The 16,305-nt window shown below is 52.5% G+C and carries 17 protein-coding genes; 13 read left to right on the top strand and 4 right to left on the bottom strand.

Annotated elements, in window-relative coordinates; all coding sequences use genetic code 11:
* Positions 1 to 31: 31 nt before the first annotated feature.
* From HP566_RS01215 to HP566_RS01205, 3 genes are read right to left on the bottom strand one after another with little or no spacing between them, the layout of a single operon-like run.
* Positions 32 to 1,639, bottom strand: a complete 1,608-nt coding sequence (locus HP566_RS01215) for a carboxyl transferase domain-containing protein (RefSeq protein ID WP_249975433.1) — start codon at positions 1,637 to 1,639, stop codon at positions 32 to 34.
* Between the two features lie 10 nt (positions 1,640 to 1,649).
* Positions 1,650 to 2,819, bottom strand: coding sequence for an isovaleryl-CoA dehydrogenase (locus tag HP566_RS01210; RefSeq protein WP_249975432.1), 1,170 nt, complete (start codon positions 2,817 to 2,819; stop codon positions 1,650 to 1,652).
* A gap of 6 nt (positions 2,820 to 2,825) precedes the next feature.
* Positions 2,826 to 3,233 (bottom strand): MerR family transcriptional regulator, encoded by a 408-nt coding sequence (locus HP566_RS01205; RefSeq protein WP_249975431.1) that lies wholly within the window; start codon positions 3,231 to 3,233, stop codon positions 2,826 to 2,828.
* A gap of 335 nt (positions 3,234 to 3,568) precedes the next feature.
* On the opposite strand from HP566_RS01205, the gene HP566_RS01200 reads away from it, so the two are divergent.
* From HP566_RS01200 to HP566_RS01140, 13 genes are all read left to right on the top strand, one after another.
* On the top strand, positions 3,569 to 4,357 hold the full coding sequence (locus HP566_RS01200; protein WP_249975430.1) for an ABC transporter ATP-binding protein: 789 nt from the start codon (positions 3,569 to 3,571) through the stop codon (positions 4,355 to 4,357).
* Positions 4,354 to 5,103, top strand: coding sequence for an ABC transporter ATP-binding protein (locus HP566_RS01195; RefSeq protein WP_249975429.1), 750 nt, complete (start codon positions 4,354 to 4,356; stop codon positions 5,101 to 5,103). Before HP566_RS01200 ends, HP566_RS01195 begins: the two co-directional genes overlap by 4 nt.
* Positions 5,104 to 5,263: 160 nt before the next feature.
* Positions 5,264 to 6,481, top strand: a complete 1,218-nt coding sequence (locus tag HP566_RS01190) for an ABC transporter substrate-binding protein (protein WP_249975428.1) — start codon at positions 5,264 to 5,266, stop codon at positions 6,479 to 6,481.
* 200 nt (positions 6,482 to 6,681) lie between these two features.
* Complete coding sequence (locus tag HP566_RS01185) at positions 6,682 to 7,569, top strand: branched-chain amino acid ABC transporter permease (protein WP_249975427.1); 888 nt, start codon at positions 6,682 to 6,684, stop codon at positions 7,567 to 7,569.
* Positions 7,570 to 7,572: 3 nt separating this feature from the next.
* Positions 7,573 to 8,565 (top strand): branched-chain amino acid ABC transporter permease, encoded by a 993-nt coding sequence (locus HP566_RS01180; protein WP_249975426.1) that lies wholly within the window; start codon positions 7,573 to 7,575, stop codon positions 8,563 to 8,565.
* 235 nt (positions 8,566 to 8,800) lie between these two features.
* Entirely contained in the window at positions 8,801 to 9,955 is a 1,155-nt protein-coding gene (locus tag HP566_RS01175) for an acyl-CoA dehydrogenase family protein (protein WP_249975425.1), read from the top strand.
* Positions 9,956 to 9,982: 27 nt separating this feature from the next.
* Complete coding sequence (locus HP566_RS01170; protein WP_249975424.1) at positions 9,983 to 11,098, top strand: enoyl-CoA hydratase/isomerase family protein; 1,116 nt, start codon at positions 9,983 to 9,985, stop codon at positions 11,096 to 11,098.
* A 42-nt stretch (positions 11,099 to 11,140) separates the two neighbouring features.
* Positions 11,141 to 12,040 carry a 3-hydroxyisobutyrate dehydrogenase gene (mmsB, locus tag HP566_RS01165; protein WP_249975423.1) on the top strand — a complete coding sequence of 300 codons (900 nt, stop codon included), beginning with the start codon at positions 11,141 to 11,143 and terminating at the stop codon, positions 12,038 to 12,040.
* Between the two features lie 76 nt (positions 12,041 to 12,116).
* Positions 12,117 to 12,743 (top strand): glutathione S-transferase family protein, encoded by a 627-nt coding sequence (locus tag HP566_RS01160; protein WP_249975422.1) that lies wholly within the window; start codon positions 12,117 to 12,119, stop codon positions 12,741 to 12,743.
* A 530-nt stretch (positions 12,744 to 13,273) separates the two neighbouring features.
* Positions 13,274 to 13,702: an SRPBCC family protein gene (locus tag HP566_RS01155; RefSeq protein ID WP_249975421.1), complete on the top strand. Its 429-nt coding sequence runs from the start codon at positions 13,274 to 13,276 to the stop codon at positions 13,700 to 13,702.
* A gap of 2 nt (positions 13,703 to 13,704) precedes the next feature.
* Positions 13,705 to 14,298 carry a class I SAM-dependent methyltransferase gene (locus HP566_RS01150; protein ID WP_340163059.1) on the top strand — a complete coding sequence of 198 codons (594 nt, stop codon included), beginning with the start codon at positions 13,705 to 13,707 and terminating at the stop codon, positions 14,296 to 14,298.
* Positions 14,299 to 14,537: 239 nt separating this feature from the next.
* The gene (locus HP566_RS01145; protein ID WP_249975419.1) at positions 14,538 to 14,960 is read left to right on the top strand and encodes a tetratricopeptide repeat protein; all 423 of its coding nucleotides are present in this window, start codon (positions 14,538 to 14,540) and stop codon (positions 14,958 to 14,960) included.
* A gap of 10 nt (positions 14,961 to 14,970) precedes the next feature.
* Positions 14,971 to 15,441 carry a DUF1456 family protein gene (locus HP566_RS01140; protein WP_249975418.1) on the top strand — a complete coding sequence of 157 codons (471 nt, stop codon included), beginning with the start codon at positions 14,971 to 14,973 and terminating at the stop codon, positions 15,439 to 15,441.
* Positions 15,442 to 15,459: 18 nt separating this feature from the next.
* Here HP566_RS01140 and HP566_RS01135 read toward each other — a convergent pair whose 3' ends face one another.
* Positions 15,460 to 16,203 (bottom strand): class I SAM-dependent DNA methyltransferase, encoded by a 744-nt coding sequence (locus tag HP566_RS01135; RefSeq protein ID WP_249975417.1) that lies wholly within the window; start codon positions 16,201 to 16,203, stop codon positions 15,460 to 15,462.
* Positions 16,204 to 16,305: the final 102 nt, after the last annotated feature.

The raw sequence follows: 16,305 nt of genomic DNA, 5'->3' as shown, positions 1-16,305 counted from the left end.
GTAAAGATGTCGAGCGCAGACGCTTTACAACTTACATCCGGAACACGCCGAAGCGTGTCTCTTCTATGTCGGCATTCATCGCAGCCGCCAGGGAAAGTCCCAAAATATCGCGGGTTTGCAGCGGGTCGATGACGCCGTCATCCCACAATCGGGCGCTGGCGTAGTAAGGGTGCCCCTGGTGCTCATACTGCTCCCGGGTGGGCTGTTTAAACGCTTCCTCATCCTTGGTGGACCATTCGCGCCCCTCGCGGGCATACTGCTCGCGTTTCACCTGGGAAAGTACACCTGCAGCCTGTTCGCCACCCATCACCGAGATGCGTGCGTTGGGCCACATAAACAGTAAGTTGGGATCATAGGCGCGGCCACACATGCCGTAGTTACCTGCTCCGAAGCTGCCACCAATCAGTACGGTGTACTTGGGCACCTTGGCGCAGGCAACCGCGGTCACCAGTTTGGCACCGTGTTTGGCAATGCCTTCATGCTCGTACCTGGAGCCGACCATAAAGCCGGTAATGTTCTGCAGGAATATCAGCGGGATCTTGCGCTGGGCACATAGTTCAATAAAGTGGGCACCTTTCACCGCACTCTCTGAAAACAGCACGCCATTATTGGCTACGATGCCCACTGGATAGCCGTGAATATGGGCAAAGCCGGTCACCAGCGTGTCGCCGTAGTAGCGTTTGAACTCGTCAAATTCAGAACCATCGACAATACGGCCAATGACTTCGCGGACATCGTAGGGCTTCTTCAGGTCGGTACCCACAATACCGTAGAGTTCGGCGGGGTCGAGTTTGGGCGGTTTTGGCGCCTGCATAGCGAGCTTGCCACGCTTTTGCCAGTTCAGTCGGGAGACACAGGCACGTGCTAGTTGTAGGGCGTGGGCATCGTTTTCTGCGTAATGGTCAGCAACACCGCTTATTTTTGCGTGTACATCCGCGCCTCCCAGGTCCTCGGCACTAATGCTTTCGCCAGTAGCGGCTTTCACCAGCGGAGGTCCGCCCAGGAAAATCGTGCCCTGCTGTTTTACGATAATGGATTCATCTGCCATAGCGGGCACATAAGCGCCACCCGCGGTGCAGGAACCCATCACCACGGCAATTTGTGGAATGCCTTCCGCTGACATGGTGGCCTGGTTGTAGAAGATGCGGCCGAAGTGGTCACGGTCTGGGAACACCTCATCCTGGCGGGGTAAAAAGGCGCCGCCAGAGTCCACCAGATAAATGCACGGCAGGCGGTGCTTACGGGCAATCTCTTGGGCGCGAAGGTGTTTTTTTACCGTCAGCGGAAAATAAGTGCCGCCTTTAACGGTGGCATCGTTGGCCACAATGACGCATTCAACGCCTGAAACGCGACCAATGCCGGTTACCACACCCGCCGCCGGTACCTCAGTGTCGTAAACCTGGTGAGCCGCCAGAGAAGAAAACTCTAAAAAAGGCGAGCCTTCATCAATCAGGTGATCAATGCGGTCACGAACAAACAGTTTGCCCCGGCTCTCATGGCGCTCTCGGGCTTTGGGGCCGCCGCCTTGGGCAATCGTGGCGGTGAGTTCACGCAGCTTGCTCACCTCTGCCAGCAGTGATGTTTCGTTGGCCTGGAAGGCATCGCTACGCGGGTTAATCTGAGTAAAGATAGTGCTCATGGCGCGGCCCTTACTTACTTTCGTTGAAGAGTTCGCGGCCAATTAACATGCGGCGAATTTCGCTGGTTCCTGCGCCAATTTCGTAAAGTTTGGCATCCCGCAGCAGGCGTCCTGTGGGGTACTCATTGATATAGCCGTTGCCACCCAACAACTGAATGGCATCCAGTGCTACCTGAGTCGCTTTTTCGGCACAGTAAAGAATCACGCCAGCGGCATCTTTACGAGACGTCTGGCCTCGGTCGCAGGCGCCTGCCACCGCATACAGGTAAGCGCGGCAGGCATTCAGAGTGGTGTACATATCCGCCACCTTGCCCTGTACCAGTTGGAATTCACCAATGGACTGGTTGAACTGTTTACGCTCGTGGATGTAAGGAACTACCACGTCCACAGCGGCTTGCATGATGCCAATAGGGCCTGCGGCCAGCACCGTACGTTCGTAGTCAAGGCCGCTCATCAGCACGCGCACGCCCTTGCCAACGTCACCCAGTATGTTTTCAGCGGGCACTTCGCAGTCCTGGAAAACCAGCTCGCAGGTGTTGGAGCCGCGCATACCCAGCTTGTCGAGCTTTTGGGCAGTGGTGAAGCCGGGCATGCCCTTTTCAATAATGAAGGCAGTGATCCCTTTGGAACCCGCTTCGGGGTCGGTTTTGGCGTAAACCACCAGCACATTGGCATCGGGGCCGTTAGTGATCCACATCTTATTACCGTTCAGAATGTAGCGGTCGCCTGCATGCCTGGCGCGCAGTTGCATGGAGACCACATCAGAGCCGGCGCCTGGCTCTGACATGGCCAGGGCGCCAATATGCTCACCGCTAAGCAGCTTGGGCAGGTACTTGGCTTTCTGCTCGGCAGAGGCATTTATTTTGAGCTGATTCACACACAGGTTGGAGTGTGCGCCATAGGAGAGGGCGACCGAGGCGCTGGCGCGCGAGATCTCTTCCATGGCAATACAGTGGGCAAGATAGCCCATACCGCTGCCACCATTCTCTTCGGGCACTGTAATCCCCAGTAGCCCCATATCACCAAACTTTTTCCATAAGTCGTTGGGGAACTCATTGTTATGGTCGATCTCGGCTGCGCGTGGTGCAATTTCGCTTGCGGCAAAGGCATTGACCTGCTCGCGCAGCATGTTCAACTCGTCGTCGAGCCCGAAATTGAGTTCTGAATAGTGGGAAAACATGCTCAATCACCTTGTCGTTGTTAATGGAGGTTTTTCATTGAGTTCTTCAAGGGCCTGGCGGCAGCGAATCTCAGCGCTCTCAAGTTCCAGCTGCACCATGGTGATATCTTTCATTTGTTGTTCGAGAGCGGCTTTTCGCTCGTTGATCTTGCTCAGCATCAAATGCAGCTGTTTCTCGCTACCACTACGGGTTTCATCCCATAGCTCAAACAGTTCACGGATTTCTGCCAGGGAAAACCCCAGCCGTTTGCCACGCAGGGTCAGCTTTAGCCGTACGCGATCTTTACTGCTGTAAATGCGTGTTTGACCACGACGAGTAGGGTGAAGCAGCTCCTGATCTTCATAAAAGCGGATGCTGCGGGTGGTGACGTCAAATTCGCTGGCCAGTTCACTGATCGAGTAGGTTTTGCTCATGATCTGTTTTCTCGTCAATAGGGTAATGTCCCTATGGAACACTGACCCTGAGGCTAAAACAAGTTTACGTTAACGTAAAGATGATATTGCTTGCTATAGATAAGCATTGAAAATTCTTAATTTATTGATATTTTTGGTTTTTAATTGGATTCAGTGGATTGGCTAGTATAAGCGTAGACCAAAGTTGTAGTTGTAATACCCTATAAGTGATTGCTAGTTTGCACTTACACCTTACGTTCAGGTAAGGGTGCGTTGCCGGCTAATCACTTTTTCGCTCCATAATAAAAGAGGCTGGTTCAACGTCAGCACAAAAACAACAAGAGGTTTACCACTTCATGCGTGCAGACGATGTCCTAAGTGGGCCAGTGCTCGAAACTCGGGGGCTGACCAAGGAGTTTCGCGGCTTTACCGCCGTGGATAACGTGAATCTTCAGGTGCAGGAAGGACACATCCATGCCCTTATCGGCCCTAATGGTGCCGGTAAAACGACAGTATTTAATCTTTTAACCAAGTTTTCACCGCCTACCCGCGGTGAAATTTTGTATCGCGGCAAGCCCATCACCACAATGAAATCCAATGAGATCGCCCGGCTTGGTTTGGTGCGCTCATTTCAGATTTCTGCCGTATTCGCCCATATGACCGCGCTCGAGAATGTTCGCGTGGCACTACAACGTAAGCTGGGCACATCGTTTCATTTTTGGAAATCGGAAAAGTCGCTGGATCCTTTAAACGAGCGCGCCCTGGAACTGTTGGCGGAGGTCGGTTTGAAGGAGTACGCCAATACCCTCACGGTAGAAATGCCCTACGGCCGTAAGCGCGCTCTGGAGGTCGCTACCACTCTGGCGCTTGATCCCAACATGATGCTGCTGGATGAGCCTACCCAGGGTATGGGGGCGGAAGACGTGGATCGGATTGTGGCGCTTATCAAGCGTGTATCACAAGGGCGCACGGTGCTGATGGTCGAACACAATCTGAGTGTCGTCAGCCGCCTGTGTGACCGGATTACCGTGTTGGCGCGCGGTGCGGTATTGGCTGAGGGGGACTACCAGAGTGTTTCCCGCAATCCACTGGTGAGAGAAGCGTATATGGGTAGTGAAGCCGCCGAAGAGGAGGCTGTCGTATGAATATTGCTGAGCCCCATGAGATGGATGAGTCTACCGATACTCAAAACCTGGAAATGTTGCGGGTACAGGATTTACACGCCTTTTATGGTGAGTCGCACATTTTGCACGGTGTGAATTTTAACGTTAAGCGTGGTGAGCTGGTTACCCTGTTGGGCCGCAACGGCGCCGGGCGCAGCACCACCCTAAAGTCCATTATGAATATGGTGGGGCGGCGCACAGGGTCAATCGTGATCAACGGTAATGAAACTCTGTGCATGAAGCCTCACCATATTCCCCGGCTGGGGATCGGTTATTGCCCGGAAGAGCGTGGCATTTTTGCCAGTCTGGATGTGCATGAAAATCTACTGCTCCCGCCCACTGTGCGCTCTGGAGGCATGAGCCTGGATGAAATCTATGCCATGTTCCCCAATCTCTATGAGCGGCGCAAAAGCCAGGGCACACGCTTGTCAGGTGGTGAGCAGCAAATGTTGGCCATGGCGCGCATATTGCGTACCGGTGCCAGGCTGTTACTGCTTGATGAAATTACTGAAGGCCTGGCTCCCGTTATCGTCCAGAAACTGGGTGAGGTCTTGGTGCAGTTAAAAGAGCGCGGCATGACGATCGTGCTGGTGGAGCAGAACTTCCGTTTTGCCGCGCCGCTGGCGGACCGCCACTTCGTCATGGATCACGGCCGGATTGTGGAAGAGATCACCGCCGCTCAATTGCCATCCCGTCGGGAGCACCTCAATACCATGTTGGGAGTATAAGGCACTGATAACGAACTACGGTACCAATGCGCGACCGCACTGACCGTGCACATGTTTTGCTGATAGCACTGCTGACAACACAATAATGACAACCGCTCAACACAATCAACACGCTACGTCGTAACACAACAACAAAGGCCTAAAAGGTCAGGAGACGAACATGACATTTGCGAAAAAAACGCTGACTGCCAGCATCGCCATTGCCGCTGCCATGGCGGTTTCGACCGCTAACGCGGACATTAGTGATGGTGAAGTGCGTATTGGGTATCTGGCCGATATGTCGGGTACCTACCGTGATCTGGCAGGGCCTGGTGGTCAAACCGCGCTGGAAATGGCTGTGGCTGACTTTGGTGGCAGTGTGAATGGCGCGCCGATTGTGGTTTTCAGCGCCGATGATCGTAACAGTGCCGATGTGGGGGCCAATACCGTCCGGGAATGGATCGACCAGCGTAACGTTGACATGGTGGCGGGCCTGGTTGCTTCTTCGGTGACCATTGCAGTTACCCGGGTGCTGGAGGAAAACAATGGCCTGGGGATCGTATCAGGCTCAGCGGCGTCCAGTGTGACCAATGAGCACTGTACACCCAACCACGTCCACTGGGTGTACGACACTTATCCGCTGGCCAATGGTACGGCAAGAGCAGTGGTGGAGCAGGGCGGCGATAGCTGGTTTCTGTTGACCGCAGACTATGCCTTTGGTCATGCCCTGGAAGCGGACGTTATCAAGGTGGTCGAAGAGAATGGTGGCGAAATCGTTGGTAACGTTCGCCACCCATTCCCCACCAGTGACTTCTCCTCTTATATTCTGCAGGCACAAGGCTCAGGGGCACAAATTGTGGGCCTCGCCAACGCAGGTTCGGATACGGTGAATGCCATCACGACGGCCAGCCAGTTTGGCCTTACCCAGAGCGGACAGCAGCTGGCGGGCCTGTTGGTTTTCCTTAATGACATTCACGCCTTGGGGTTGGACGCGACCCAAAACCTGCTGCTCACCACTGGTTGGTATTGGGATATGGATGATGAGTCCCGTGAATGGGCAGAGCGCTATTATGAACAAGTGGGTCGTATGCCCACTATGGTGCAGGCAGGTATCTACTCCAGCACCATGCACTACTTAAAAGCGGTGGAAGCAGCAGGCACCGATGACCCGGAAACCGTACGCGCCAAAATGGCTGAAGAGCCGATCAATGACTTCTTTGCCCGTAATGGTCGCATTCGGGAAGATGGTCGTATGGTCCATGATATGTACCTCGCCCAGGTAAAAAAACCGGAAGCGTCTACCGGTGAATGGGATCTGTACGAAATCCTCAGCACTATTCCCGCCGAAGAGGCGTATCGCCCACTGTCTGAGAGCCAGTGCAAGCTGGTACAGAACTAGGCTATGTCTGAAAACTAGTGGCGCTCGGTCATGTGTTGTCAAAAATCGGCTTAAAGTACTCATTTACAATCCAGTAAACTCCGTCTTTTTGCCGATTTTTGCCCCTGACCTGTGCTCGCTGACTTTTCATGCAAACCCAAAGCCGAATAGAAGCCAAAGATACTGTGTAGAACCGGTTGGCGGGCGAGGAGATTAGCGTTATGACAATGATATTCGGCGTGCCACTGGCTGTGTTCATGGGCCAGTTAACGCTGGGGCTTGTGAACGGAGCCTTTTATGCACTGCTTAGTTTGGGCCTGGCGGTCATCTTCGGCCTACTCAAGATCGTCAACTTTGCCCATGGGGCGCAATATATGCTGGGAGCCTTTGCTGCGCTGCTAGGCTTTCGCTACCTGGGCATTAACTATTGGCTGGCGCTGGTTCTGGTGCCGTTAGTAGTGGGTGGGCTCGGGATGTTGATGGAGCGCTTTTTACTGCGCCGCATTGCTCACCTGGACCATCTTTATGGGCTGCTGTTAACTTTCGGGTTAGCGCTGATTTTTGAAGGGACGCTGGTCAACTTCTTCGGTGTTTCCGGTGCACGTTATGCCACGCCGGAAGTTCTCCAGGGAGGCTTGAATCTGGGCTTTATGTTCCTGCCTACCTATCGCGCCTGGGTACTGGTCGCCGCCTTATCCATGTGTCTGTTCACCTGGTTTATGATTGAGCGCACCCGGCTGGGGGCCTATCTTCGGGCGGGAACGGAAAACTCTCAACTTATGCAGGCCTTCGGGGTAAACGTTCCACTATTAATCACCCTGACCTATGGGTTTGGTGTTGGCCTGGCTGCGTTTGCCGGGGTATTGGCGGCGCCGTTATACCCGGTTTCCCCTACGATGGGGTCAAGCCTGCTGATCGTCGTGTTTGCTGTCGTGGTGATCGGTGGTATGGGGTCGATTCTCGGGGCGATTGTCACTGGCTTGTCGATGGGAGTAATAGAGGGGCTCACCAAGGTGTATTACCCCGAAGCCTCCAATACCGTGATTTTTCTCGTCATGATCCTTGTGCTCATGTTACGCCCCTCTGGGCTGTTCGGTAAGGAGGCATAAACCATGGCAGAATCTCATGCAGTGTTAATACCCAACGCCGTTACCGAACGGCAGCGGCGAGCCAAACTTAGGCGTACGCTGTTCTATATCGCGCTTGTGGCTATCGGTCTGGTCGCTCCGTTTGTTGCCTACCCTGTGTTTTTAATGAAGGTACTCTGTTTTGCGCTGTTTGCCTGTGCGTTTAATCTCCTGCTGGGGTATGCGGGGCTGCTGTCGTTTGGACATGCCGCTTTTTTGGCAACCGGGGGCTATATAACGGGTTATTTACTGGCCAGTTACCCAGGCCTCACTCCCGAGTTGGGCATTATTGGCGGAACACTGATGGCCACCTTGCTGGGAGCGTTGTTTGGTGTGCTGGCCATTCGCCGCCAAGGCATCTACTTTGCCATGGTAACGCTGGCGTTGGCTCAGTTGGTTTACTTCCTGTTTATTCAGGCGCCGTTTACCGGTGGTGAAGATGGCCTGCATGGCGTACCACGCGGTGCGCTGTTTGGCATGATTAGTCTGCGCAGCAACCTGGCGATGTACTACTTCGTGTTTGCGATCTTCCTGTTTGGCTTTGCGCTGATTCAGCGCACTGTACATTCGCCTTTTGGGCAGGTGCTAAAAGCGATTCGTGAGAATGAGCCGCGCGCCATTTCGCTTGGCTATAACGTGGATGCCTACAAGTTGCTGGCTTTCGTACTTTCCGCTGCCCTGGCAGGCCTGGCGGGTTCCACCAAAACAGTGGTGTTTCAGTTGGCCTCGCTGACCGATGCCCATTGGCATATGTCTGGGGAAGTCATCCTGATGACGCTGTTGGGAGGCGTCGGCACTCTATTAGGCCCGGTAATGGGGGCGGGGATAGTGGTCAGCCTGCAACATATCCTTGCGCAATCGCCCCTGGGCAACTGGGTCAATGTGATTCTGGGCATTATCTTTGTTGTGTGTGTGCTTAGCTTCCGCAGTGGGATCGTGGGCGAGTTCACCAAAATGTATCGGAAAAACTTTAAATAGATGGATTGGGGCGGTTTTGACGACAGTGCTTGTCCGTGTGGGCGCCCAGTGGCGCCCTTTTTTCGTCTGATGGCGTGTGTACACCAAAGGTCGTGGGGGGTAAGCGGTTGCGCTGGGTAGGGGAAAAATATAAGTTAACGTAAACGTCAACATTGATAATAATGACAACAGCTAATGTATGGTCCGGCCAAGGTATTTTGTACCTGCGTGGCTATACGTTTTGCGGAGATTCGCCATGAACTTTGAGTTAAGTGAAGACCAGGTTGCCTTTGCCGATATGGCGCGGGCCTTTGCCCAAAACGAGTTAGAGCCTCACGCCGCCCGGTGGGATGCCGAGGCATTTTTCCCTGTGGATGTAATCCGTAAAGCGGGTGAACTGGGCTTCTGCTCTCTGTACGCTCCAGAGAGCGTGGGTGGCCTTGGGCTTTCCCGGCTGGATGCCAGCATTATTTTCGAACAGCTCTCCATGGGCTGCACCTCGACCACTGCCTATCTCACCATTCACAACATGGTGACCTGGATGCTGGCGAACTTCGGTACTGCCGAGGCGGTAGAACAGTGGGGTGCCAAGTTGGCTACCGGCGAGCTGTTGGGTTCTTATTGCCTGACCGAACCGAACGCAGGTTCCGATGCGGCATCACTTAAAACCACCGCCAAGTTCGATGGCGATGACTACCTGCTCAATGGTAGCAAGATGTTTATTTCCGGTGCAGGCAGTACCGATTTTCTGGTTGTCATGGCGCGTACCGGTGGTGAGGGGCCAGGCGGTGTATCTGCCTTTGCCATAGATGCCAAGGCTGCCGGCATCAGTTATGGGCGCAAAGAGGACAAAATGGGCTGGAACAGTCAGCCTACCCGGATGATCACTTTCGAAGATGTACGCATACCGGCCAGCCATTTGCTGGGCCGCGAGGGTGAAGGTTTTAAAATTGCCATGAAGGGGCTGGACGGGGGGCGCATCAATATTGCTACCTGCTCGATTGGTACCGCTCAGAAGGCGATCAACAAAGCCCGCGAGTACATGCTGGAGCGCAAGCAGTTTGGTAAGCGTCTGGCGGATTTTCAGGCGTTGCAATTCCGTTTGGCTGATATGGTGACTGAGTTGGTTGCCGCCCGCCAACTGGTACGAATGGCCGCTACCAAGTTGGATGCAGGTCATCCGGATGCTACCGCCTACTGCGCCATGGCCAAGCGCTTTGCCACCGATGTGGGATTCAAAGTATGCGATGAAGCCCTCCAGCTATACGGTGGTAACGGCTACATTAAGGAGTACCCCATGGAACGCTATGTGCGCGACACACGTGTACACCGTATTCTGGAAGGTACCAATGAGATTATGCGTTTGATTATTTCCCGTCGTGTACTGGCGGATGGTGCTGGCGAACTTTGAGCTATAGCAAACCACAAGGATATTGGAATGAGTAGCGTACTTTTTGCAGAATACGCCACCCAGGATGGCCACTTGATCGGCGAGATTAGCCTGAACGCCGAGCGTTCACTCAATGCGCTGACGCTGGAAATGATTGAACTCATGCTGCCCCAGCTACAGGCCTGGCAAACAGATGAACGGGTAGTGGCCATCCTGCTGGACAGTGCCGGAGAAAAAGCCTTTTGTGCTGGAGGAGATGTCGTCAATCTCTATAAAGCCATCACCGGTGATGGTGATCCTGACTTCCCACAACGCTTTTTCGATACCGAATACCGCCTGGATTATCTATTACATACCTATCCCAAACCGGTGGTCTGCTGGGGCAGTGGTATCGTCATGGGCGGCGGCATGGGCCTGCTGAGTGGCAGCAGCCACCGGATTGTCACCGAGACCTCCCGTCTTGCCATGCCGGAAGTCACTATTGGTTTATATCCCGATGTTGGTGCCAGCTGGTTTTTAAACCGTCTTCCCAATGGCACCGGGCGCTTTCTTGCCATGACGGGCAGCCAGATTAATGCGCTGGATGCAGTTCACCTGGGGCTGGCGGATCGTGCCATTGCCACTCATCATCGCACTACGTTGACGCAAAAATTACTGAATGCTATCTGGGGGGAGGGCAAGCGTACCGATGCCAATGGTGTCGTGAACAGTATATTGCGTGAGTTGGAGCAGCAGTCCGAAAGCGTGTTTGCTGAACTGGATAGCCCGGTTTGCAAGTCAGCGGCCCTGATTCGTGGGCTAATGGATCATGACACTGTGGAGCAGGTAGTCGCCGCTATTTTGGCAGTGGAAAGCGAAGATAGATGGTTCAAGAAAGCGCAGCAAACGCTGGCCCATGGCAGCCCGGTCTCCGTTACGTTAATTGATGAGCAGCTAAAGCGTGCCAGGCATATGTCCCTCGCTGAAGTATTTCAATCCGAGCTGGCACTGTCCGTGCAGTGCTGTCGTCACCGCGAGTTTCCGGAAGGCGTGCGGGCCCTGTTGGTGGATAAAGATGGCCAGCCTGCCTGGAGCTATCCCGATGTTGCCTCGGTGGCGCCTGCTTTTATCAATGAGTTATTAGCATCGCCGTGGGAGGAAAACCCTCTGGCGGATCTTCGCTAACCTGCTTTTTAACGATGTACGACATAATAAGGATAAACAAAGATGACTACCGTTGCGTTTATTGGTCTAGGCAATATGGGTGGCCCAATGGCGGCCAACCTGTCGAAAGCTGGCTTTAATGTTCGTGCCTTTGATCTCTCCTCCCAGGCATTGGAGGCCGCCAAATCACACGGCTGCGAAGTAGCAGCTTCCGCCCAGGCAGCGGCAGCTGATGCCGACTTTATTATTTCAATGCTGCCTGCTGGCAAGCATGTGCGCGGGTTATATGTAGATGGCGAAGCGCCGTTGTTTGATGTGATCAAGCAGAGCGCACTGGTAATCGACTGCTCAACTATCGATGCAGATACCGCTCGAAGCGTGGCCGCTTCAGGTGCCGAAAAAGGTGTAGGCTTTGTGGATGCCCCTGTTTCTGGTGGAGTTGGTGGCGCGCAGGCGGGCACACTGACCTTTATTGTAGGCGGCAGTGACGCACAATTTGAGCAGGCCAAACCGGTATTGGAAGTGATGGGTAAGAATATCTTCCATGCAGGAAATCATGGTGCAGGGCAGGTAGCTAAGGTGTGCAACAATATGTTGCTATCCATCCTGATGGCGGGCACCTGTGAAGCAATTAATATGGGGGTTAAAAACGGCCTGGACCCGGCAGTACTATCGGAAATTATGAAACAAAGTTCCGGTGGTAACTGGGCACTGAACGTTTATAACCCTTACCCAGGCGTCATGGAAAATGCTCCCGCCTCCAAAAGCTATCAAGGTGGTTTCCAGGTCGATTTGATGATTAAAGACCTTGGCCTTGCCATGGATGTCAGCCAACAGAGTGCTTCCGCAGTGCCCATGGGCTCTGCGGCCCGTGCACTGTTCACCCTTCATAAAGCCAAAGGCAATGGTAAACTCGATTTCTCAAGCCTTATGCAGTTCTATCAGGATAAAGAGGGTGCATAAATCTGGCTTGGCATGCCATCCAAATCCGTGAGAGGCAACTTGACTGCCTCTCCATGCTCAAACAAAAAGGATTGCCATGATTACGCTTTGGGGCCGCAACAACTCCACTAACGTCAAAAAAGTGCTGTGGGTGCTGGAAGAGCTGGAACTGCCCTTTGAACAGATCCAGGCTGGCTTGCAGCACGGCGTCAACAATACCCCGGAATATCTGGCGATGAATCCCACCGGGTTGGTGCCTCTACTCAAAGACGACGCCACCAATAGCGTGCTGTGGGAATCCAACGCCATTATCCGCTATCTGGCTGCCCAATATGGTGAGAGCAAACTTTGGATTGCAGAGCCTGCCAGGCGTGCTCAGATGGAAAAGTGGATGGAGTGGGCCAACAGCACGCTGACACCCAGCCATCGCAAAATATTAATGGGCTATGTAAGAACACCGATAGAAAAACGCGATAACACCGCCATTGAAGCAGCGGAGAAAGAGTGTGAGGCGCTATTCGCCATTATGGATAACGCGCTGGCAAATCAGCGCTGGTTTTCTGGTGACGCTTTTGGCCTGGGTGATATCGCCATCGCGCCCTTTGTGTACAACCTGCTCAATAGTGGCTTAACCTGGCAATCCCGCACGCATCTGCAACGCTGGACAGAGCAACTCGAAGAACGGCCCGCCTACCGCAAAGTAGTGATGATCCCTGTTACGTGATGCTTCAATCTGAATGCTGTTATGCAGCAGAACATTATTGAACGCACAGGCACGATCATTCAATATCAGAGTGCGCGATCTAATACCCATTACTGTCTAGAGGGATAAATGCACAATTTGAAAGGCTCGTACCTTATTCTACAGTCTTCGTTATGTGGCTTAAGAACTTAGGCTACCCACTAGATACGATGGAGCGTCAGTATGTTTGACTACTCAATAGTCCATTGGATGACGTTTCTATCTGCGGCGGTTCTTCTAAATCTTTCTCCAGGCCCAGATATCGCCTTCACCCTGGGGCAGACACTACGTAGCGGTCGTCGAGACGGGGTTGCTGCGATGCTTAGGACTACATGCTGGAAGAATAGTCCTCAAGCGTTGTTGGCGGTGGAATCTGCTATAAACAGGGCCAAGCAAAGCCTGTAGTTGCTTACACTCATATAGTAAGGCGGTTGCTATGGAAAATTTACTCGCTACGCTCCTGGTTTTCCGGTGAGTTTGGCGTTAGCCGAGAACAAAAAGCGGGCATATTTATGGCAAATATTGAACATATCCAGTATGTGAACGCATCCGCATCAAAAGTCTATGAGGTGTTGACGACTGCTAATGGGCTGTCTGAGATATGGACACAAGAGCTTGTTTTTACGGCGCAGTTAGGTGCGCTCAATGAATTTTCGTTCGGTGATGAGAAGCCAACGAAAATGGAAATTGAAGACTTGATTCCAAACAGAAAAATGGTCTGGCACTGTGTCGACTCAGACCCGGAGTGGGTCGGGACAAAAATAAGCTTTGATATTGAAGAAGAAGGTGGCAAGACATCTGTAGTGCTTCGGCATACGGGCTGGCGGGAAGTGACTGATTTTTATCGCTTCTGTAATTATAATTGGGCGATTTTTCTGCTGAGCTTAAAGCAGTATTGTGAGGAAGGGGTTGGCATTCCTTTCCAGGTGCGCAAGTTTTAACCATGCATAACCAAACCTATTACGATCGATCCATGAACGTTGAGGTATACCCTCATCTTAACATGGCCCTTGAATGGTTAGATGATTCGCTACCCCGCACGGCAGTGGATGTAGGCTGTGGTGCTGGGCGTGATGCTATGTTTTTAATTGAGCAAGGCTTCACAGTGCATGCATTTGATAACAATGACGAAGCCATTGCTCGTTTGAGGGCGTTGGCAAAGCAGCACCTTAAGGTATCGCTGCTTCCTCAGGTAAGTAGCTTTGAACAATATGACTACCCTGATGCAGCCTTAATCACAGCATGCTCTAGCCTGTTTTTTTGCCATCCAGATTTGTTCCCGGCAGTATGGGCAAAGGTAACGCAGTCGCTGCTCAGTGGTGGAATTTTTTGTGGTCATTTTATGGGACCAAATGACTCCTGGGCCAGGATGGGGTGGGGTGATTTGTCCGTGCATACTCATACCCAGCTTACAGCGCTTTTTGAGCAAGATTATCGCGTTCTCGATATCTATGAGCACGAGGCAGATGGCGCCACGTTATTGGGTAGGGAAAAACACTGGCATACTTACTCCGTTCTAGCTCAGAAAGTGACTTAACCCGTGCGTTATATTAAGTGCGAATAGGCTTCCCTCCATACATCCCGGCGTTGAGCGCTGCTTGGTAGAGCTAGCAAGTGCCACCATACGTTCCCACCAGCACTACCAAAATGATCCCCCGTACCTGCGTCCCCAAAGGGTATAATGGCGCTATCAACCTGGGGTGGCAAAGTCACGAATGTTTATTTTTCACCAGTTTTATACTTGTCCTGTTTTTTATTAGAGAAGGTAAGTTGTTCATGATTAACACCAAAATATATAAGGCAGTTTACGAACTGGCCGAAAAGCTGATGAAGGCCGCTGCCAAAGATGATCGAGAAACATTTGAAGCCCTGTATGCCCAGCTACAGGCGATTTGTACCGAACACGAAAACACTGATAAAGACCATCCGGAGCAGTGGGAAACCCTGGCGGACTTTACCGAAGAACTGGAAGACACGCTGCCGATTTACCAAAAGGCACTCGATAAGGCCATTGCGAAAAGTTCGAAAGACCATATGGCCTCCATTGGTGTCTCCATGGCGACGCTGCAAGTGGAGCTGGGCCGAACTGATGATGCGATCAAAAGCTTGCAGCATGCTCAAGCCAGCGCCCAGAACATTGAAGATGATGATCTGAAAGCAGAAATCGATGAGCAGCTTGCAACGCTAACCAACGGCTAGGAACCCTATTTTGACCAATAATGATATTTTTCGCCGCATTCGTTACACCTTTGATTTAAAAGACAGCATTATCGTGGATATCTTCGCCCTGGCAGAGGTCAGCGTGACCCAGGAGCAGGTAACTGCCTGGTTGAAAAAGGACGAAGATGATGCTTTTGTCACGATGAAGAACAAAGAGTTGGCGGCATTTTTGAATGGGTTTATCAGCTTTAAACGTGGCAAGCGTGAAGGACCGCAGCCCGCTCCAGAAGCGCAGCTGAACAACAATATGGTGTTCCAAAAGTTGCGCATTGCACTGAATTTAAAAGCTGAGGATATTTTAGAGGTGTTTGAGCTGGTTGGCTTACCATTAAGCCCTCATGAACTCAGTGCCTTTTTCCGTAAGCCAAGCCATAAGAATTATCGTGAGTGTAAGGATCAAATGCTGCGTAATTTCTTGCTTGGTATTCAGCGCCAGCTGCGCCCCGGCACTGACAGCTAGTGCTCTTTAATGTAGCCGCTAGCGCTTCACACACACGAAAATCGCGTTGCCTGAGACGTTATCCCAGGGGGTAATGGTCTCGTAGTTGTGCTCAAACACGTGCACCTCGAAGTAAGGCTCCAGCAGGGCGGTGAGTTCACCAAAACTGACCGCCACCATGGAGTGTTCGTCGTTCCATACCTGGGTGGTATTTGCATTGGCTTTCTCAATGCTCAACCTGAGTGACTGCTTCTCACCCTGGCCGCTGTAGTGCCACCCTGAGCGGAATGTAAAGGTGTCCTCAGCCTGCCTGGCGGTATGCTTGACGAATAGGTCGTTATTGATCCTCTGTTTATCCACTACATTAAAGTAGAAAACGCCACATGCTTTCAAAGCTTTATGAGCGCTGGCAATGCAGGCGCTCAGTTTTGCAATACTATCGTTATAGTGGATGGAGTACAGAAAACAGGTGATTAAATCCAGCGGTTCGCTGACCTCGAAGGTACTCATGTCCTGCAGTGAGAAGTGCGCTTCCGGGCAGCGGTTAGCGGCGATATCCAGCATTGGTTGGTTGATGTCCAGTCCGCTGCTTGTGTAGCCAAAATCAATAAAGTGGCGCACATGGGGGCCGGTGCCACAGGCTAAATCCAGATGGGTGGTACCCCCGTTGCCGAAGATCTGATGCAGTCGGTGGATGGCGTTACTTTGAGCTTGGTAGTTAATGTCTACGCACATCAAATCGTAGTAGCCGGAAAGGTCGGTATAGAGTGCGTTGACGGACATAGTAGCCTAGCGGTGGGAGCTGAAATTAGTGGGTGGCGCATAGTAAACGAGCCGGTGGGATTTGAGAAGCAGGTACTGTGCCGGGCGGTTAAGTACCCGCTA

The sequence above is a fragment of the Vreelandella olivaria genome (assembly GCF_023507745.1).
GTDB classification, from domain to species: Bacteria; Pseudomonadota; Gammaproteobacteria; order Pseudomonadales; family Halomonadaceae; genus Vreelandella; species Vreelandella olivaria_A.
Note: the sequence above shows the minus strand (reverse complement) of the source record. Positions and strands in the feature narration are given on the sequence as shown.